The organism is Arthrobacter sp. UYEF3 (assembly GCF_040546245.1).
Lineage (GTDB): Bacteria > Actinomycetota > Actinomycetes > Actinomycetales > Micrococcaceae > Arthrobacter.
Window position 1 is genome coordinate 68,045 of record NZ_JBEPNK010000015.1, and the last position, 18,634, is coordinate 86,678.

18 protein-coding genes are annotated in these 18,634 nt (G+C 67.1%); 11 read left to right on the plus strand and 7 right to left on the minus strand.

Annotation, left to right across the window (positions count from 1 at the left end; all coding sequences use genetic code 11):
• Positions 1–33: 33 nt before the first annotated feature.
• Both ABIB14_RS12010 and ABIB14_RS12015 read right to left on the minus strand, forming a co-directional pair.
• On the minus strand, positions 34–894 hold the full coding sequence (locus tag ABIB14_RS12010; protein ID WP_354236105.1) for a phosphatase PAP2 family protein: 861 nt from the start codon (positions 892–894) through the stop codon (positions 34–36).
• 84 nt (positions 895–978) lie between these two features.
• Complete coding sequence (locus tag ABIB14_RS12015; protein WP_354236106.1) at positions 979–1,584, minus strand: YdeI/OmpD-associated family protein; 606 nt, start codon at positions 1,582–1,584, stop codon at positions 979–981.
• 43 nt (positions 1,585–1,627) lie between these two features.
• Between ABIB14_RS12015 and ABIB14_RS12020 the strand changes: the two genes are divergently transcribed.
• The 4 genes from ABIB14_RS12020 (at position 1,628) to tgt (ending at position 5,841) form a co-directional block, all read left to right on the plus strand.
• Positions 1,628–2,413, plus strand: coding sequence for a VOC family protein (locus ABIB14_RS12020; RefSeq protein WP_354236107.1), 786 nt, complete (start codon positions 1,628–1,630; stop codon positions 2,411–2,413).
• Positions 2,414–2,450: 37 nt separating this feature from the next.
• On the plus strand, positions 2,451–2,990 hold the full coding sequence (locus ABIB14_RS12025; RefSeq protein WP_354236108.1) for an NUDIX hydrolase family protein: 540 nt from the start codon (positions 2,451–2,453) through the stop codon (positions 2,988–2,990).
• A gap of 123 nt (positions 2,991–3,113) precedes the next feature.
• The gene (locus ABIB14_RS12030) at positions 3,114–4,187 is read left to right on the plus strand and encodes a DUF6707 family protein (protein ID WP_354236109.1); all 1,074 of its coding nucleotides are present in this window, start codon (positions 3,114–3,116) and stop codon (positions 4,185–4,187) included.
• Between the two features lie 346 nt (positions 4,188–4,533).
• Complete coding sequence (gene tgt / locus ABIB14_RS12035; RefSeq protein ID WP_354236110.1) at positions 4,534–5,841, plus strand: tRNA guanosine(34) transglycosylase Tgt; 1,308 nt, start codon at positions 4,534–4,536, stop codon at positions 5,839–5,841.
• A 68-nt stretch (positions 5,842–5,909) separates the two neighbouring features.
• Here tgt and ABIB14_RS12040 read toward each other — a convergent pair whose 3' ends face one another.
• The gene (locus ABIB14_RS12040; RefSeq protein ID WP_354236111.1) at positions 5,910–6,902 is read right to left on the minus strand and encodes a patatin-like phospholipase family protein; all 993 of its coding nucleotides are present in this window, start codon (positions 6,900–6,902) and stop codon (positions 5,910–5,912) included.
• A gap of 273 nt (positions 6,903–7,175) precedes the next feature.
• Here ABIB14_RS12040 and ABIB14_RS12045 point away from each other — a divergent pair, with 273 nt between their 5' ends.
• Together ABIB14_RS12045 and ABIB14_RS12050 are read left to right on the plus strand one after the other, a co-directional pair.
• Positions 7,176–7,925: a dienelactone hydrolase family protein gene (locus ABIB14_RS12045; RefSeq protein WP_354236112.1), complete on the plus strand. Its 750-nt coding sequence runs from the start codon at positions 7,176–7,178 to the stop codon at positions 7,923–7,925.
• 146 nt (positions 7,926–8,071) lie between these two features.
• Complete coding sequence (locus ABIB14_RS12050) at positions 8,072–9,034, plus strand: DUF559 domain-containing protein (protein WP_354236113.1); 963 nt, start codon at positions 8,072–8,074, stop codon at positions 9,032–9,034.
• A 92-nt stretch (positions 9,035–9,126) separates the two neighbouring features.
• On the opposite strand, the gene ABIB14_RS12055 is transcribed toward ABIB14_RS12050, so the two are convergent.
• Positions 9,127–9,822 carry a queuosine precursor transporter gene (locus ABIB14_RS12055; RefSeq protein ID WP_354236114.1) on the minus strand — a complete coding sequence of 232 codons (696 nt, stop codon included), beginning with the start codon at positions 9,820–9,822 and terminating at the stop codon, positions 9,127–9,129.
• Positions 9,823–10,098: 276 nt separating this feature from the next.
• Between ABIB14_RS12055 and ABIB14_RS12060 the strand changes: the two genes are divergently transcribed.
• The 3 genes from ABIB14_RS12060 to ABIB14_RS12070 are packed head-to-tail and all read left to right on the plus strand — an operon-like array spanning position 10,099 to position 12,012.
• Positions 10,099–10,755 carry a TetR/AcrR family transcriptional regulator gene (locus ABIB14_RS12060; RefSeq protein ID WP_354236115.1) on the plus strand — a complete coding sequence of 219 codons (657 nt, stop codon included), beginning with the start codon at positions 10,099–10,101 and terminating at the stop codon, positions 10,753–10,755.
• Positions 10,756–10,789: 34 nt separating this feature from the next.
• Positions 10,790–11,692, plus strand: a complete 903-nt coding sequence (locus ABIB14_RS12065) for a TIGR01777 family oxidoreductase (protein WP_354236116.1) — start codon at positions 10,790–10,792, stop codon at positions 11,690–11,692.
• The gene (locus ABIB14_RS12070) at positions 11,689–12,012 is read left to right on the plus strand and encodes a hypothetical protein (protein WP_354236117.1); all 324 of its coding nucleotides are present in this window, start codon (positions 11,689–11,691) and stop codon (positions 12,010–12,012) included. The genes ABIB14_RS12065 and ABIB14_RS12070 overlap by 4 nt, the downstream gene beginning before the upstream one ends.
• Here the strand turns inward: ABIB14_RS12070 and ABIB14_RS12075 are convergent.
• Positions 11,990–13,405 (minus strand): MFS transporter, encoded by a 1,416-nt coding sequence (locus tag ABIB14_RS12075; RefSeq protein WP_354236118.1) that lies wholly within the window; start codon positions 13,403–13,405, stop codon positions 11,990–11,992. The two genes, ABIB14_RS12070 and ABIB14_RS12075, sit on opposite strands and share 23 nt — an antisense overlap.
• Before the next feature lie 142 nt (positions 13,406–13,547).
• Between ABIB14_RS12075 and ABIB14_RS12080 the strand changes: the two genes are divergently transcribed.
• Positions 13,548–14,411, plus strand: coding sequence for a hydroxymethylpyrimidine/phosphomethylpyrimidine kinase (locus ABIB14_RS12080; protein ID WP_354236119.1), 864 nt, complete (start codon positions 13,548–13,550; stop codon positions 14,409–14,411).
• A gap of 96 nt (positions 14,412–14,507) precedes the next feature.
• On the opposite strand, the gene ABIB14_RS12085 is transcribed toward ABIB14_RS12080, so the two are convergent.
• The gene (locus ABIB14_RS12085) at positions 14,508–16,256 is read right to left on the minus strand and encodes a pyruvate dehydrogenase (RefSeq protein ID WP_354236120.1); all 1,749 of its coding nucleotides are present in this window, start codon (positions 16,254–16,256) and stop codon (positions 14,508–14,510) included.
• A 323-nt stretch (positions 16,257–16,579) separates the two neighbouring features.
• Positions 16,580–17,281, minus strand: a complete 702-nt coding sequence (locus tag ABIB14_RS12090; RefSeq protein WP_354236121.1) for a GntR family transcriptional regulator — start codon at positions 17,279–17,281, stop codon at positions 16,580–16,582.
• Positions 17,282–17,665: 384 nt separating this feature from the next.
• Between ABIB14_RS12090 and ABIB14_RS12095 the strand changes: the two genes are divergently transcribed.
• A complete protein-coding gene (locus ABIB14_RS12095; protein WP_354236122.1) occupies positions 17,666–18,625 on the plus strand; it encodes an ABC transporter permease in 960 nt (319 codons plus the stop codon).
• Positions 18,626–18,634: the final 9 nt, after the last annotated feature.

Consider the following 18,634-nt stretch of genomic DNA (forward strand, 5'->3'; position numbering starts at 1 on the left):
GCCCGGACCGACTTCCGCGCAGTTGACCCGGGCTCATATTCCGCCGTCCGGGGGCACTTTGACACGGACACGCCGCCAGCCAGCCCCGCCGACGCCGAGATCCTCCGCGAAGTGCCCCCGGCCGGCCGCCAGCGCGTCCGCCGCCTCCGGTCCGGCGCCCTGCAGTTCCGCCGGCCGTTCCGCCAGCGTCGACATCCGCGCGGCGCGCAGGCCGTCCACCAGCACCACAACCCCCGTGACGGCGACCGCCAGGCCCATTGAGGCCACCACATCGGTCAGCCAGTGGTAGCCCAGGTAGAGCCGGCTGAACGCTACCAGCAACGTTCCGAGGGCGGCGGCCGAGAACGCCAATACCGCCGTCGAGCGACGGACCGTGCGGGCCCCGGCGCCGCCCAGCAGCAGGTACGCCAGGACCAGAGCGAAAACGCCGGTGCCGAACGTGTGGCCGGAGGGGAAGGACAGTGCGTCATCGGGGCCCATCAGGAAGTCGGACGCCGACGGCCGGCCCCGGGCCACCTGGTGCTTGATGATGGTGGACACCGCCAAGGTGGCCGCCATGGCGCCGAGGAGCAGCGCCGGACGCCAGATTTCCCGATTCCGGATCGCCCAGCCGAGAGCCGCAAGGCCCCCGACGGCCGTCATCCATGCGGGTGAGGTGACAGTGCTGACGGCCGTCAGGATGGCGGTGGCGGAGGCCGAACGGCCCTCCACCAGGGCAGTGTGGACGCCGCCGTCGAGCAACGCGAGCCCGGAGTTCGTCTGGACCGCGGCCAGCATCAGCCAGAACACTGCCTCGCCCGCCAGCAGCAGGCCGGCGGCGGCAAAGAACAGGGCGCGTTGCGAAGGCGGCCTTGGCGGCCCGCCGCGGGACCGCTGGTGCTGGAAAGTAGGCATTGGGCTATGGTGCCAGCCTTGGCTGTCGGGGTCCCGGGCGGACACTGGGAAGTCGCTGAAAGAGCCGTTATCCTGAAGCCTCCCTCAGTGAAGCCTCGGGTCCGGCCGCCGGGTTTGCGGGTACGGTGTCTCGTGGCGGGCGAGCATTTCCACGAAGCCGGCGATCTTGCGTTCCCGCGTGGACGCCTGTTTGACCGAGTTGGTCCGGTAGATCAGGGCGTATCTGTTCACCGACGTCAGAACCTCGAACATGGCCTGCGCCCGCGGTTCCGCCGCGATGGCGGCGGCCAGATCCGACGGCACCTCCGCCGATGCCTGGCCCGCATAGGCAGCCTCCCAGCGGCCGTCAGCTTTGGCGCTTTCGACGGCGGCCCGCCCGGCCGGGGTCATCCGGGCCGCCGCTTCAAGCCGCCCGATGCGCTCCGCGTTCCGCTCCGACCAAACGCTTTTCGGACCACGCCGGGTCATCCGCTGAAAGGAAGTCTCGGCGTCCCGGCGTCTGCCCTGTCCGTCAATCCAGCCAAAACAAAGCGCTTCCTGTAGGGCAGCCTCGTAGTCCAGCTCCGTCACCGACCCGCCCTTCTTGTGCAGCACGAGCCACACGCCGGGGCTGTCCGCGTGGTGGGCTTCCAACCACGTGCGCCATTCGGCGGCGTCTTTGACCAGCAGTTCCATCAGCTCAGCAGCCATGGCACCATTGTGCTCCCCGCCCCCGACCATCAGGGAGATCACCTTGCTGCGTGTCCGCCCCATCCATTTCACCTCCCGCCTGGATCAATGGGAGCGACTACTGACCGATCTGGGCATGGTTAAGACAGTCGACGAGCCCACCTGGCGGGAGTTCGACGCCGGCGCCGGACGCCTGGCGCTTCATGCCGCCGAATCGGGCACGGCGCAGGACGGTACCACCTCATTCGGCGTCGAGGTCGGAGAGCTGGCGGAATTTGCCCGCCGGACCAACCATGCCGGCGGTCGAGCCGGCGCCACCGCGGAGCTCATCGAAGCGGAGCACGGCCCCTCCTGCCGGGTCACCGCCCCGGACGGCTTCAGTTTCCTGGCCGACCCCGCCAGGCGCGAGTCCGACGGCAGCTGGGCGCGTTCCTCGGAGACGGCGCCGGTCCTCGCCGTCGTCGGCGTCTGGTTCGCGGCGGACCCGACGGCGGCAAGCCGGACCCTGCGCGACATCGGCGCCCGTCCCCGCCCGGCACCCGGCGGGACCGGCGCCAAAGACATGGAGCGTGCCGGAACGGAGGCGTTCACGGCGAAGAACGGCGGAATCCTGATGGTCGGTGCCGGTGCCGGCACGGCCGCCGGAACCGGGCACGCCGGGCTGGGCTTCGAATACGACGGCGACCTTGACGAGTTGCGGGAACGGCTCGCCGGGGCGGGCCACGAGGCTGCGGTGGTTGAGGACGCCGCTGTGCCGCTCCTGCGCCTGGGCAACCCGGACGCGGACGGCAGCGCCGCCCGCCCGCATGCCCTCTGGATCGCCGCGGCACCGACCGCGGCGCGGGGTTGACCACGTCCCGCGAACGCGGATGGGGTAGAACTTAACCATGAACGTTCGCACTCCCGACCCGAATCCCGGCTGGCTCTCCGACGACGATTTGTTCGAAGCCCGCGGCCGGCTTCCCATGGTCTACGTCGAAGCCGTGCCGGTCCGGCTGGACCCTCTCGGGTTCGTGAACGAGGTCGGCACGCTGCTGCAGGCGGACGCGGACGGCACCATGATCCGGTCCCTGGTTTCCGGCCGGGTACTGTACCGCGAGACCATCCGTGCCGCCCTGCTGCGCCACATCGAAAAGGACCTCGGCCCGCTCGCCTTCCCCCAGCTGCAGATCAGCCCGGTTCCTTTCACGGTGGCCGAATACTTCCCGTCCCCGTCGCACACCGGGTTCACCGATGACCGACAGCATGCCGTCGCCCTGGCCTACATCATCCCGGTCACCGGCGAATGCTCACCGCGGCAGGACGCCCTGGAACTGACCTGGATGACGCCCGGGGAAGTGATGGGCTCCGACGTGCAACTGGAGTTCAGCGGCGGCCGCGGGGCCCTGATCCGCCAGGCGCTGGCCTTTGCGGGCGTCGGCCAGTAGGGGCCTGGTGCACCGGAGCTGCCGGACCGCCCGGGGCACACGGACCACTCACGGCCTCCCCGACTCAGCGCGCCGTTCTTTGTAGACTGTTGAGCGGACCGAAAGAGAACTTAAGGACTCCAGATGACCCACCCCACAGCCACTCTGAACTACAGCGAACGGCCGGCGGGAGCTCTGCGGACCGGGGATCTGCTGCTCCTGCCCGACGCCACGCGCGCCGCGGAAATTCGGCGCGTGGACGTTGACAACGACGATTTCGGCGCTCCCGCCATCATCCGGGCCACGCTCACCGGCGGCGGCGTGCTGCGGATCGCCGCCGGCTCCGTGGTTCTGGTCCGGGACGCCGCGCCGGAATCAACGGATGAGATCTCCCCCGCCGATATCCCGCCCGCTGAGGTCTCCCCCGCCGACGGCGGCCCGGACGACGGCGGCGAGGACGACGGCAGCGAGGACGACGGCGGCCCGGAATTGCAGCTGATCCAGCACGTTGCCGGCGAGGACGGCAGCGCGACGGCAGCTCCCGCCGTCGCCGTTCCTCCGCTGCCGGTGGCCCCGCCGGTCGCCAGCGGCCCCACCGATGCGGACCTGGCCCTGATCCCGGTTCCGGAGGGAACCCCGGAGTCCGTCGTGGAGGCCGTGGCCGAAGCTCACCCCGACGCGCTGGGCGTGCTGCTGCTCAGCGACCGGCTCACCAAGGGCATCAACACCAAATCCGGCAGCTGCCTCAAGGACCTCAGCGACCTGGCCCACGAGCTGTTTGTCGTGCTCAAGGACGCCGACAACGCCCTCGCCATAGCGGACCTGCTCAACGTGCTCCCCTTCGACGGAAACCCCGGCCGCTGGTCCTCGGTGGAGGCGTCCCTCGCGCTAGCCAGCTACATTTGCCGGCAGCGCGGAGAAGAAGCACGCGCCGCCGTCTACGAGAAGTTCCTGCGGGCGCCGGACGCGATGGAGACGGACCCGTTCAAGGCCCGAATCAACGCCAAGGTGCGCCAGCGCTCATTGAACGAGCCCAATCTGTACGACAAGGAAATCTTCCGCGCCATCGACAATTCCAACCCGGACGCGGAGCGTGAATGGCGGCTGCTGCGGCTCGAGTCGCTCCTCTTCCTGCGCGCGCACGGGGGCTCCCAGACCCTCGGCCGGCCTGAACTGGAGCGCCGGATCGGCAACGAACTTGAGTCCGTGCGCACCTAAGCGCCCCTACCCCGCCACGGCGTGGCGCCGCGGAACACGCCTCCAACGTCGTCAACAACGACGATAGTCTCACGCTCAAGCCGGTCCCGGCCGGCACGGAAGTCAGCTCCGCTTCACCTTGAAGCGGCACCCGCACGGCACGCGCCGGACGTTTTTCTTCGCTGTACCCGGGGCCGGCGGCTCGAAGGTCAAGAAGCTGGGAGTCGGGGACGTCCCGGCCTACGGACCCGGTGCCCATCAGCTTCAAACCGTCCGCGGCTACTGGGACACCTGGCGCGCTGAGAACTACCCCACATCCGACCCGCCGCACTGAGGGTTACGCGGTGTTAGCTGGCACACTTGAACGGTGCCAGCGAATCCTGAACCAGCCCCCTCATCCCCGCTGCCGGCCCGGCAATCCGAGTTTTCCTTCCGGGTGGGCAAACGACTGAGCGAAACGTGCGCGCCGTCGGGCCAGCAGGTGGCCTGCAACGGCGGGGAGTTCCTGGGCCGGACCGGCACCATCACCACTCCGCACGGCGAGATCCAGACCCCGGCGTTCATCGCCGTCGGGACCAAAGCCACGATCAAGGCGGTACTGCCCGAAGCCGTCGCCGACCTCGGCGCGCAGGCCGTGCTGGCCAACGCCTACCACCTGTACCTGCAGCCGGGCGCGGACATCCTGGACGAGGCCGGCGGGCTGGGCTCGTTCATGAACTGGCGCGGACCGACGTTCACCGACTCCGGCGGCTTCCAGGTGATGAGCCTCGGCTCCGGGTTCAAGAAGGTCATCGACATGAAGACTGCGCCGGTTGCGGACACCGCCGTCCCCGACGACGCCGTGGCCCCCGGCAAGGAACGCCTGGCCCACGTGGACGAGGAAGGCGTGTGGTTCAAAAGCCACCTCAACGGCGACCGGCACCGGTTCAGCCCCGAGATCTCGATGAACGTCCAGCACCAGATCGGTGCGGACATCATGTTCGCCTTCGACGAGCTGACCACGCTGCAGAATTCCCGCGGCTACCAGGAGGAGTCCCTGGAACGCACCCGGCGCTGGGCTGAGCGTTGCATCACCGAGCATTCCCGGCTCACGTCCGTGCGGGCGGGCAAACCGTATCAGGCGCTCTTCGGCGTGATCCAGGGCGCCCAGTACGAGGACCTGCGCCGCAAAGCCTGCCGGGATCTCGGCGCCATGAACTTCGACGGCTTCGGGATCGGCGGCGCGCTGGAAAAGGAAAACCTCGGCACGATCGTGCGCTGGTGCAACGAAGAACTGCCGGAGAACAAGCCGCGGCACCTGCTCGGCATCTCCGAACCGGACGACATTTTCACTGCAATCGAGAACGGCGCGGACACGTTCGACTGCGTCTCGCCCACCAGGGTGGCCCGCAACTCGGCGTTCTACCACCCCACCGGCCGGTACAACCTGTCCGGCGCCAAGTACAAGCGCGACTTCGGCCAGCTGCAGGAAGGCTGCGACTGCTACGCGTGCGTGAACTACTCACGGGCCTACATCCATCACCTGTTCAAGGCCAAGGAGATGCTCTCCGCCACCCTGATCTCGATCCACAACGAGCGCTTCGTGGTGAAGATGGTGGACGACGCCCGCCTCGCCATCGAGGCCGGCACCTTTTTCGAGTTCAAGGCCGAGACGCTGGGGCGCTACTACTCCTAGGTGCGGTTGGGTCCTTGGTCAAACCGGCCTTTCATGATCGAGGGGTCGTCGGGGCCAGAAACCCGGCGTCAGCGCCGGAATTCGGTGAGCTGTCCGGCGAGGGCTCTGCCCTGGTCGTAGCCGGCCCGCGCGGCGGGGGGACGCATCGACGGGTCCATCGCATTGGCGCCGAACATGTGCTCGGAGTTGCTGTCCGGGGAGATCGTTTCTACTTTGCTGCCGCGTGCCCGTAGTTCGCCGACCTGTGCCGCGAGCTGCATGCCCCAGTCCAGCGGATGCAATGTCCTGCCGCCGAATGGTGACAGCACCAGCACCCGCCCACATCCGGCCGCCAGATCAGCATTCTCGTTGCGTCGGTAACCGCCATCGATATACAGGTTGCCGCCGATCCTGTAGGGAAGGCCACTGGCACAACTGGCGGCCACGGCGTCGGCCAGGTCGACGCCGCAGTCACGGTCGAACACGACCGGTTCACCGGTGCGGGCATCGACCGCCGTGATGAGCAGCGTTCGTTGCGGCCAGCGCTGGCTAGGCAGCCGCGAGGCGACGGTGTCGCGCCACCGGGTTTGCCAGGAGCCGTCCGACGCCGCATCCAGGTCGAGTGCCGCCGCGCCCATTGCGCGGCGCATGCCAGCCGCATCCTGGGCGGAGGCGATAATTTTGCGTGTCCTCACCAGCTGGTCCGCAACGGGCCTGATCGGAACACGTCCTCGGTCGGTTCCGACCGGACGGGGCCGTCGCTGCGGCGCAGCGGCAAGGATGGCGGCAAGCAGCTCGGTCGGAGTCGCGCCACCTATCTGGGCCGCAGCCGTCGAGCCGGCCGACGTCCCGATGGTCAGGTCGGCTGTGGTCATGTCCAGCCCGGCATCGAACAGGCCGGCGATGACGCCGATCAGCCACGCGTTGCCTGTCGATCCTCCGCCACCGAGGACCAACGCTCGCTCTCCGCCGGCCCGGACCGGTTTTGCGGCGTCGAACTGCGGCTGATGCTGTGCGGACGTCAGCCCGGCGGAGGCCGACCTCGAGGTGGGGTGCGGACCTGAAGTATGTGTTGGGTTCATGGGAGTCGCCTTTCGGGAATTGCCGGTTAGGGCGCTCCAGGTGGCGACTAGCTCAGCCGCGCGATCGTAGGCTGCAGGGGAGCACCCGATGGGATACTGCGTTCACGGGTCTCACCTCCTGCCGACGGGTCACGATCGCCAAGACGGTAGCACGCTGGCGCCCGGGTTCGCAATGGGCATCGGGCCGGTTGCCGGGCCGCTGTTGAACCCGGCGCCAACCACCGCCCCTCATCTGTCCTGGGCCCTCACAACCGCCTGCTGTAGTCTGGCCGGATGCTCATCGAAATCCCTGCCGCAGACGGCACCGCCGAGGCCCTGGTGGCCCGCCCCTCCGCCGGTGCGGGCCCGTACCCGGGCGTCATCCTCTACATGGACGCCTTCGGCCTGCGCCCCCGCATCCAGGACATGGCGCAGCGCATCGCCGACTGGGGCTACGTCGTACTGGCCCCGAACGTCTTCTACCGCGAGGGAACGGCGGCAGAGCTTGCGCCGGCAACGGACATGGGCACCCCTGAGGGCCGCGAGGCCGCCGGCGCGGCCGCCTTTCCGCGGGTGGGACGCCTCAGCACGGACAAAGCTGCTCAGGACATCGACGCGTGGCTGGAGGCCCTCGGCCAGCTCGACTGCGTAACGCCCGGCCCCATCGGCGTCGCCGGCTACTGCATGGGCGCACGGCTGGCTGTCCGCACGGCGACCGCCCACCCACACGCGGTTGCGGCCTGCGGCGGCTTCCACGGCGGCGGGCTCGCGACCGACGCCCCCGACAGCCCTCACCTGGGGCTCGGCACCGCCCGGGCCCGGTTCGTGTTTGGCCACGCCGACCATGACCGGAGCATGGATCACGACGCCGTGGCGCGGCTGGGCAAGGCCCTGGACGCGGCCGGTCTCGAAGCCGCCAATGAAATCTACGCCGGCGCATCGCACGGCTACTCGATGGCGGACACCTCGGCCTTCGACGCGGAGGCCACGGAACGGCACTTCCGCGAACTCCGGGAGCTTCTCGACGGGGCCCTCAAGGGCTAGATCTTCCGCCACCCGCCGTTTCGACGGTTCCCCGCCGGCTCGACGACGGGCAACGCCGACGAGGCGGGGAACCGTCGAAACGGGGGTTGTCCACATATCCGCAAGGTTGTCTGGCCAGCGTCTGGTCCGCGGTTAAAGCTGGTCCCATGCCTCCCGAACTCCCGGCCGCCGGTGACCTCTGGCGAACAGACCAGCTCCTGGCGTCCGGGCTAAACTCCCGGGCCATCGCGCGGCTGGTGCAGGGGGCCGCGCTCGTCCGGCTGCGCCGCGGCTGCTACGCCCGCGGGCATTGGTGGCGCGGTTTGAACGCCACAGCCCGACGTCGGCAGCTAATTTCTGCACATGCCCTCGGAACGCTCACGACGTCGACGGGAGGGTTCGCCTACAGCCACGTCTCGGGTGCCAGCCTCCGTGGCCTCCAGCTGTGGAACGCCGATAACCGAGTGCATTTCACCCAACAGGGCCGCCCCTCCGGCATCTCCCACGGGCGCGAGGTCGTGGCCCACACCCGTCTCCTGAGTAGCCGCGAGATCTGCTATATCGACGGGCTCCCCTGCACGTCGCTGGAACGCACGGTCATCGATTGTTGCCTGATGTTCACTGTTCCCCAGGCCGTGATCCTGGTGGATCACGCCGCTCGCATTGGTGCGGACCTCGGCCTCCTGCGCACACAGTGTTCAGTGCTCGTCGGCCGCAACGGAGTGGTCACGCTGCGCCGGGCCCTCGAACTGGCCGATCCTCGCTCCGAGTCGGCCGGAGAGAGCCGCACCAGGGAGCTGCTGCACCGGCTCGGAATAGCGCCGCCGGAGCTGCAGTTCCGCGTCCCTACTCCGTTCGGGGAATACCGGCTGGATTTTGCGTGGCCCGAACGCAAGGTTGCCCTCGAGTTCGACGGCAAGAGCAAGTACTTCGACTACCAGCCCACGGGGGACGTCCTGTTCGCGGAGCGGCGGCGCGAGAAGGCACTTATGGAGCAGGGTTGGACATTCCTCCGAATCGAGTGGAAGGACCTGTTCAACGAGGTGGAGTTCAAGTACCGGGTCCTGCGGGCATTTCGCAACGGCGCGGCGGCCGATGCCTCCCCGATTCGACGGTTCCGTGTCGGATAGACGATTCCAAACGTCGAGCTGGCACGGAACCGTCGAAACGGCAGTGGCGCCAGAGGGCAGCGGCGGCGCCAAGGTGCGGGGACGGGCTGCCCCTAAGCCCCGTAGCTCGGTTCGCGCTTCTTGATCCAGCGGATCGCGAGTGAGGTCAGCGGCACGAACAAATACTCGACGAGTGTCTTGTAGACAAAGCCCACCACCACGTAGTTCACAAACATGCCGAAGTTCGTGATGCCTATAACGGATGCGGCGATGCTGCAGAAGATCAGCGTGTCTACGAATTCGCCGACGCCGGAGGACCCCATCAGCCGCGCCCACAGGGATTTCTCTCCGGACCGGGCCTTCATCTTCACCAGGATCCAGGAGTTGATCGTCTGGCCGGCGAGGAAGGCCAGCATGGAGGCGAGCACGATCTGCGGCACCGGGCCGAGGGCCAACTCGAGTGCCGACTGTTTGGCAACGCCGTAGTCGTCGGTGAAGCCGGGCAGCGCGATGATGATCCAGTAGCAAAGCGAGGCGAAGACGGACAGCGCGAAGGAGGTCAGGATGGCTTTGCGGGCCACTTTGAAGCCGTAGACCTCGCTGATCACGTCGCCCAGAATGTAGGCCAGCGGGAACAGGAAGAAGCCGCCGTCGGTAATGATCGGCCCGATCGCGACGCCCTTCGAGGCCCCGATGTTGGACAGGATCAGCACCACGGCCATGACGGCCAGCATGATACCGAAGTACGGGGAGCCGATCGAGGCAAATTTTGGCGGGGCGGGTGCCGGCAGGGTCTTGGCGGAAGTCATGGGTGTTCCTGTCGTAGTGGTTCGCTCGGCGGCCCGGAACAAGAGATGAAACCCGGACGGCCGGCTGTATTAGCACTGGGAAGCTCCGGCGGCGCGCACCTGGAACCGTCTCCATTCTCGCACCCGCGCGGCGGGTCCTGCGCGCCGACCTCCCGGTCATTGCCCTGCCGCCCCTCCCGGGTCTGTCCCGGGGGACAGTCCGAAACAATTAATTGAACGTGTTCAAAAGCTGTGCCATCCTATTTGAACACGTTCAGAAACTGGCGACGGGATACCATGACAGGCAAAAGCGAACAAACCCGGCAACTGGTGGCCGACGTCGCGCTGCGCATGTTCCGCGACCTCGGCTTCGAAAAAACCACCATGCGCGCCGTCGCCGCCGAAGCCGGCGTCTCCGTCGGCAACGCCTACTACTACTTCGCCTCGAAGGATGACCTGGTCCACGAGCTCTACCTGCAGGTACAGTCCGAGCATGCCCGCAAGGCCGCGGAGACAGTCGTCGGCGTCAAGGACCTCAGCGGCAGGCTAAAGGCCACGATGCATGCCGGACTGGACGTCATGGCCCCGTACCACCGCTTCGGTGCCGAGTTCATCACCACCGCCATCCGTCCGGCGTCGCCCGTCAATCCGTTCAACGCCGCCTCGGCGGCCGCGAGGGAGGTTGCGCTGGCGACCTACCGCACCGCCGTCGACGGGGCCAGCCCCGCCGCTCCCCGGAAGCTCCGCACGGAACTTCCGGAGCTTCTGTGGCTCGCCTACATGGGCGTGACCCTTTTCTGGGTGTACGACACCTCGCAGGGACAGCGCCGCACTCGGCAGCTCGTGGACGGCCTCGCCCCCTTGATTGCCCGCGGGCTGTCGCTAGCCAGGATTCCCGGTGTCAGCAGGATCCTCGACGACGCCCTGGACTTGAGCCGAACCGTCCGGGGCTAAAGCCGGACAACAGCACACAACCATCGGGGGAATCATGGGAAAGAACATTGTGGTCCTGGCCGGCGCCTCGGGCTTTATCGGGAGCTACTTCCGGCGCCGCTTCGGGGACGATGGCTGGGAGGTGCGGACCATCGGCCGCTCGCCCGCTGACACCGTCCACTGGGGAGACGATGGCGGCCTTGCCCGCACCCTCAATGGCGCCGACCTCCTCGTGAACCTGGCCGGGCGTTCAGTGAGCTGCCGCTACAACGCGCGGAACCGAGCCGAGATCCTTGACTCCCGGACAACCACGACGGCGGTGCTTGGCCGTGCCATCTCGCGCTGCAGCAGTCCCCCGGCCACCTGGCTGAACGCCGGCACGGCAACCATCTACCGGCACGCCGAGGACCGGCCCCAAACGGAGGACGACGGCGAGCCGGGCACCGGGTTCTCCGTCGACGTCGCCCGCGCCTGGGAAGAGGCGCTGGACCTGGCACCGACTCCGCATACCCGGAAGATTCCGCTGCGCATCGCGATCGTGCTGGGACCGGGAGGCGGAGTGATGCGTCCCTTCGCGAACCTGGCGCGGCTCGGCCTGGGCGGCCGGATGGGCAACGGGGCGCAGAAATTCAGCTGGATCCATATTGAAGACCTTTACCGCGCAGTGGGCTTCCTGCACCGGCGCCCTGACCTGACCGGTCCGGTCAATGTCGCGGCGCCGGAGGTCGTGCAGAACCGGGAGCTGATGCGGCTGGTCCGCTGCGCCCACGGGGTGCCGTGGGGCATGCCCATGCCCGGGTGGCTGCTGAAGCTCGGAGCCGTGCTGATCCGCACGGAAGCCGAGCTGGTGCTTAAGAGTCGCTGGGTGGAGCCACGCAGGCTGCTCGATGCCGGGTTCGCCTTTCAGGAGCCCGGGCTGGAGTCCGCGCTGGACCGGCTCGGCGGAGCTCGGCGGTGAGCCGGCCTATACGGGTCGAGCTGGGTTCCGGTGCGGTCTGGACCGGCATCCTGGTGACACACGCGAGCTTTTGTGTCCTGTTCAGCGCCTGGACCCTGTTCCTGACCCCGAGCGCCGTGGGCTTCAGCTTCCTCCCCGTCGCGGCCCTGCTGGTGGGCGCGATCCCGGCGGTTGTCATCGGCTGGGCAGCGGTCGCCCGCGGCGCGCCACTTCGACGGTTCCCTGCCGTTTCGACGCTGCGCAGCGTCTTTCCTGCAGGAAACCGTCGAAACGGCGCAGGAATCGCGGGCCGGAACCCTAGCGGCGCGAGGCGTCGATGAGGTCCTTGCCGTCGCCCTCGCGGCCCGAGTCGCCCGCAGTGATGACGACGTCGGCGGGTTCCCAGGCGTGACCCTGCTCGTGGTCCAGGTACGTGGACTTCTTGTTCTTCAGCGCGAAGATGTACACCAGCAGCGAGATGCCGATGGCCACCGTGACGTAGGTGAAGAACAGCTCTTCCTGGTTGGACTTCTGCAGGGCCGCGCCGATCAGCGGGACGGTGCCGCCGAAGAGCGAGTTCGCGATCGCGTAGCCGAGTCCGACGCCGAGGGCACGGATGGAGGCGGGGAACAGCTCAGCCTTCACCAGGGCGTTGATCGAGGTGTAGCCGCCCACGATCAGCAGCCCGCCCATCATCAGCAGGAACGCCGTGAACGGATCCTTGGTGCCGGCCAACGCGGAGAGCAGCGGCCAAGTGAACAGGACGCCGGTGATGCCGAACCAGAGCAGCAGCGGCTTCCGGCCCACCTTGTCCGAGATGATGCCGTAGACGGGCTGGAGCAGCATGAAAATGAACAATGCCCAGAAGTTGATTACCGAGGTGTCGGTCTTGGCGATGCCCGAGGTGTCATTCATGAACTTCAGGATGAAGTTGGTGTACGTGTAGAACGCTACCGTGCCGCCGAGTGTGATCCCGATGCAAATCATCAGCGGCTTCCAGTAGCTGGTGAACAGCAGCCTCATGGTGCCCGGCCGCGCTTCGCCGGCCGCCACGGGGGCCGTGGCTGCCTCGATCTGCTCGGCCGAAACGGTTTCCTCCATGGTGCGCCGCAGCCAAAGCACGATGAGGGCGGCGACGCCGCCGAACGCGAACGGGATGCGCCAGCCCCACTCTGTCAGGTCGCCCTTGGGCATGGCGTTCTGCAGGATCACCAGCACCAGCAGGGCCAGCATCTGGCCGCCGATCAGGGTGACGTACTGGAAGCTGGAGAAGAAACCACGCCGCTTGGTGGTGGCGGCCTCGGACATGTAGGTGGCACTGGTGCCGTACTCGCCGCCGACGGAGAAGCCCTGGATCACGCGGATGAGGACCAGCAGGATCAGGGCCCACAGTCCGATCACTTCCTGGGTGGGGAGCAGCGCAATAGCGAAGGAACCGGCGGACATCATTGTCACGCTCAGGGTCAGTGCGGCCTTGCGGCCCTTCCGGTCGGCGTAACGGCCGAAGAACCAGGCGCCGATCGGGCGCATCAGGAACGACGTCGAGAAGACGGCCATCGCCTCAAGGCCGGCCTGGAGCTCGTCCTTGGAGTTGAAGAAGTGCGTCTGGAAGTAGGCCGCGAAGACCGTGTAGACGTAGAGGTCGTACCACTCGACGAGGTTGCCGGCCGAGCCTTTGAGGATGTTGCCGACGGCTTTTCTGGTCTGGGCCGCTTCGGACAATTGAGTGCTCATCAATGAACCTTCCTGAATCCGGCGCCGCAAGAAAGCTACGCCGTCCGTCACCCTATTCCCCGTGATCCAGAACACTCGGGTTGTGGTCATATTGGACATGGGCACAATGCGCCCGGTTTTCCGCGGATGGCAGGATAGCTCCATGACTTCTTACGCCGTGGACAACGTACCCTCCGACACCAGCGCCTATCCCGCCGTCGCCCTGACCATCGCCGGCTCCGAGGCCACCGGCGGCGCCGGTGCGCAGGCGGACCTAAAGACGTTCCAGGAACTCGGCGTGTTCGGCATCGCGAACCTGACCTGCATCGTTTCCTTCGATCCGAAGGACAACTGGAACCACCGCTTCGTCCCGGTGGACCAGCAGGTCATCGCGGATCAGTTGGAGGCGACGACGGCGGCGTACGGCGGCGCGTCCGGCGCACCGTCCGTACTCGACACGGTAAAGATCGGCATGCTGGGCAGCCCGGCGACGATTTCAACGGTCGCCACGGCGCTGACCGAGGGGACGTTCCGCCATGTGGTGCTGGATCCGGTGCTGATCTGCAAGGGCCAGGAGCCGGGACACGCCCTTGACACCGACCAGGCACTCAAAGCCCAGATCCTTCCGCTGGCCACGTTCGTCACCCCCAACCACTTCGAGGCCGAGTCGCTCTCCGAGCTGGAAATCACCGATGTCGAGTCCCTCAAGGCCGCCGCGGTCCGCATCCATGAGCTCAGCGGCGCTGCGGTGCTGGCCAAGGGCGGCGTGCGGCTCGCCGGCCAGGACGCCGTCGACGTCTACTACGACGGAGAGACGCTGGAGGTGCTCTCCGCTCCGAAGGTGGGCGAGGTTGCCGTCTCGGGTGCCGGCTGCTCCCTGGCCGCCGCGGTGACGGCCGAGCTGGCCAAGGGCGCGACGCCGCTCGAGGCCGCCCGTACGGCCAAGGACTTTGTCACCGCGGGGATCCGGAACCGGGTGGCCTCCGGCGCCCCGTTCGACGCGCTCTGGCAGGGCGGCCCGCGTTAGGGCCTTGGCGGGCGGTCCGCCGGCTCGGTGGTCCCGTACCCGCTCGACGCTTCCCCGCCGTCGAACCCGCACGGAACCGTCGAAACGGAGCCAGGGTCACCGTCGCGGGATGTTCCGCAGGTTGCTTCTGGCCATGCTCACGGCCTCGCCGGCGCCCCGGTTCAGCACCACCTTGGACATGGCCGTGGCGAAACCCAGGACCTGCGCGCCCTTGATCTTCGGCGGGATCGAGAGGGCTTTGGGATCGGTGATCAGCTCCACCAGGGACGGCCCGGGGTGCGCGAACGCCTCGCGGTAGGCGGCCTCGATCCTGGACGGGTCCGTGACGCGTTCGGCGTGGAAACCCAGCGCCCGGGCCACATCTGCGTAGTTGGCGTCCGGGACGTCGACGCCGAAGTCGGGGAGCCCGTCCACCAGCATTTCGAGTTTCACCATGCCCAGGGTGGAGTTGTTGAAGACCACCACGTTCACCGGCAGCCGGTGCGCGGCCACCGTGATGAGCTCGCCCAGCAGCATGGACAGGCCGCCGTCGCCGGAGACCGAGACCACCTGCCGGCCGGGGAACGCCAACTGGGCGCCGATCGCGTGCGGCAGCGCGTTGGCCATGGACCCGTGCAGGTAGGACCCGATCAGCCGGCGGGTGCCCAGCGGATTGATGTACCGGGCGGTCCAGACATTGCACATGCCGGTGTCGGCCGTGAAGACCGCGTCCTCGGCCGCCACCTGGTCCAGCAGCGAGGCAGCGTATTCGGGGTGGATCGGCTCGGTCTTTTCGACCCTGCGGGTGTACGCCCCGACGCTCTTGTTCATCAGCCGGTCGTGCTTCTTGAGCATCGCGTCAAGGAAGCGGCGGCTCTTCTTGGGCTTCAGTAACGGCATCAGGGCGGCGAGGGTGGGCAGCACGTCGCCATGCACGGCGACGTCGACGTCGGTCCGCCGGCCCAGGTTTTGCGCAGCCCGGTCCACCTGCGCCGTTCGGGTTCCGGGCAGGAACTGGTCGTAGGGGAAGTCGGTGCCGAGCAGGATCAGCAGGTCCGCGTCCTCGATCCCCTCGGCCGCGGCACCGTAGCCGAGCAGACCGGTCATGCCGATGTCATAGGGGTTGTCGTACTGCATGAAGTCCTTGCCGCGCAGCGAGTGCCCGATCGGCGCGGAAACCAGCTCCGCCAGGGCGATCACCTCGTCGTGCGCGCCGTCGACGCCGGCTCCGGCGAAGATCGCCACCTTCCCGGCGTCGTTAATGGCGTCCGCCAGTTCCCGCACACTGGCGGGGTCCGGCACCAGCACGGCGGCCCGGAAGGCTGCCGGCGCCGGGGTCGGGGCGGTCGCCTCCAGCCCCGCGATGTCGCCGGGCAGGGTCACGACGGCGACGCCGCGGAGCGCTACGGCATGCTGGATCGCGCTGTGCATCACCCGGGGCGCCTGTTCCGCGGTGCTGATGAGTTCGGAGTACACCGAGCATTCGTTGAAGAGCCGGTCCGGGTGGGTTTCCTGGAAGTAGCTGCTGCCGATCTGCTTGCTCGGGATGTGCGAGGCGATCGCCAGCACCGGGGCGCCGGAGCGGTTGGCGTCGTACAGGCCGTTGATCAGGTGCAGGTTGCCCGGACCGCAGGAGCCGGCGCAGACCGCGAGCCGGCCGGTGAGCTGGGCTTCGGCCGCGGCGGCGAAGGCCGCCGCTTCCTCGTGCCGGACATGGATCCAGTCGATCCCGCCCTTGACGGCGCCGCCGGTCTTCCGGACGGCATCCACGATCGGGTTCAGGCTGTCGCCGACGATTCCGTAGATCCGCTGCACGCCGGCAGCCTGGAGTTGTTCGACAAGCTGGGTGGCTAATTCCTTGGCCATGGTGCACGCTCCCGCGAGATGGATCGATGAGCTAACACTGGCCAATATAGTCTTCCCGCCCGGTCCGACGCCGGGGCCCGGTGATGGGTCCGGCCCGAATACGGTTCCGGTGTACGACGTGTCAGCCTCACCCAGCTCCGGCTGGCCGATCCGGCAGCTGTCGTTGCTGGCCTGCCGCCGGATAATCGGCACCCCCAGTGATCTTGAATGAGGTTGACATAGCAAGGCGTCATTGCCCGGACAGAATCAGTCGTAAAGGCGACTGCCAGCCATTGTTGGAAACTGCGGCCAGGCGTGAAGCCCGCGGTGAGGCACGGATGCGCCTATGGCGCGAGCGTGTGGGCGAGCCCGGCAAGGACCGGTTCACGGCCAAGTTCGATATGCGAATACGCCAGGGAATAGGCCAAATCGGGCCGGCCTTTGAGGATGGCGTCGCAGAGCTCCACATGTTCGTCACGCTGAAGCTCGTTGCTGCGGTTGTGGGCGAGGCCAAAGATCCAGCGCATGCGGCCGAAAAGCGGCTTCACGGATTCGACCAGTAGTCGGTTGCCAGTGAGTCGGACTATTTCGGCGTGGAACTCCGCGCTAAGGCTCGCAACTTTCGCTTCGGGACCCTCGTCGATGGTGCGTCGTGTTTCGTCCACGAGTTCCTGCAACCGTGCGCCATTTTGCCCCTCCGCGACGCGGACCGCTGCGGTGCGTGCCGCGAAAGTTTCGAGGCAGAGCCGGACGTCAAAGAGTTCATTGACGTCGGTGAGCGTGAGCCGACGCACCGCCGCACCCCGGCGGGGGGATGTTTCAACGAAGCCGTCCTGTTCCAGCCGCTGGATGGCTTCCCTAACGGGGATCCTTGACACGCTGTGAAGTTCTGACAGCTCCCGTTCGCGCAGCCGCGTGCCCTGCGCATAGTTGCCGGTCACGATCCCTTCAAGGACAAGCTGATATACGGTTTCGGCCCGGGCCTCGTCGTCGCGCCCGATCAGCGCATCCCCTTGCGGTTCGATCACATTCACACCGCCGTTCATCACGCGCTCCGTGGCCTTGGCGGACGGTGCCGCTCAACGTTTCACCTGAGCATACACGTGCCCAACAGCCGGTTCCCGGCACGTTCAACGGCGTCCGCCGGGCCGGCCTTCGTGCGACCTATCCCGGGAACGGGACCGGCGCCGCCTGCCAGTGGATTTCAGGACGCACCACTAGTTGGTATTCCAGAAAATGTTTCAAAGTGATTTACATCGCATAAACAGTGCTCTAACGTGTGCTTGGTATACAAAACAATGGAGCCTACTCCTTGGACCTTGAATCGAGCGTTCCCGATGACCCAGCTTCAGTCCGGTGCCACGCCAGCTGCTGCGAGGCCGTTGCCTGGCGACAGCGGCGGCGGCAAAAGCGACCTATCCAGTATCAGTGTGGTTCCTGCGCACTCTCGGTCACTGCTGGCCACAGCCTGGCTGAGGATCCGCAGGAGCAAGATTGCTCTGCTGAGCCTTTGTGCCGTGGTTGCCATCATCCTCTTTGCAGTGCTCGCTCCTGTTCTCAGCGCCTGGTCCGGAAATGATCCTTTTACTTCCAACACCAGTCCGAACGTGCTGGACGACTACGAAACTCCCGGCCTGCCACTTCCCGGCTACATGTATCCCTCGGGCCAGCACTGGCTGGGGGTAGAACCCGCTCTCGGACGGGATCTGTTCGCGCGGCTCGCCTTTGGCGGGCAGGTGTCCCTCACCATCGCCCTTCTGTCAACGGCCGTCTCCGTAGTGCTTGGAACTGTGCTCGGGGCGGCGGCAGGCTATTTCGGGGGAAAGACGGACGCGATCATCAGCCGCATCATGGATCTCTTCCTCGCTTTCCCGCACCTGTTGCTGGTGCTCTCCTTGACGCCGATCCTTCAGTCCCGGCTGCGCGGCACGCCTCTGGGCCAGGGAAGCTTCCTGCCCATGGCCTCGCTGGTCATCATCCTTGGGTTCTTCGGCTGGGCGTATCTTGCCCGGGTCGTCCGGGGCCAGGTCCTCAGTCTCAGGGAACGTGAATTCGTTGACGCTGCCCGCTCATTCGGCGCCTCCCACCTGAGTGTGCTGTTTCGGCAGATCATCCCCAATGTGATGGGCGTGGTACTGGTTTACGCCACCATGCTCATTCCCACCAACATCTCTGCGGAGGCTGCGCTGTCATTCCTCGGCGTCGGAGTAAAGGATCCGACTCCATCGTGGGGCCAGATGCTCAACGCCGCCCAGTCCGGCAACTGGTACCTCAGCGATCCGTGGTTTCTGGCTGTCCCGGGCGTGATGCTGATCGTCACCGTCCTGGCATTCAACCTGCTCGGCGACGCCGTCCGTGATGCTTTGGACCCCAAGGCCTCCCGCCACTAGCACCTATCA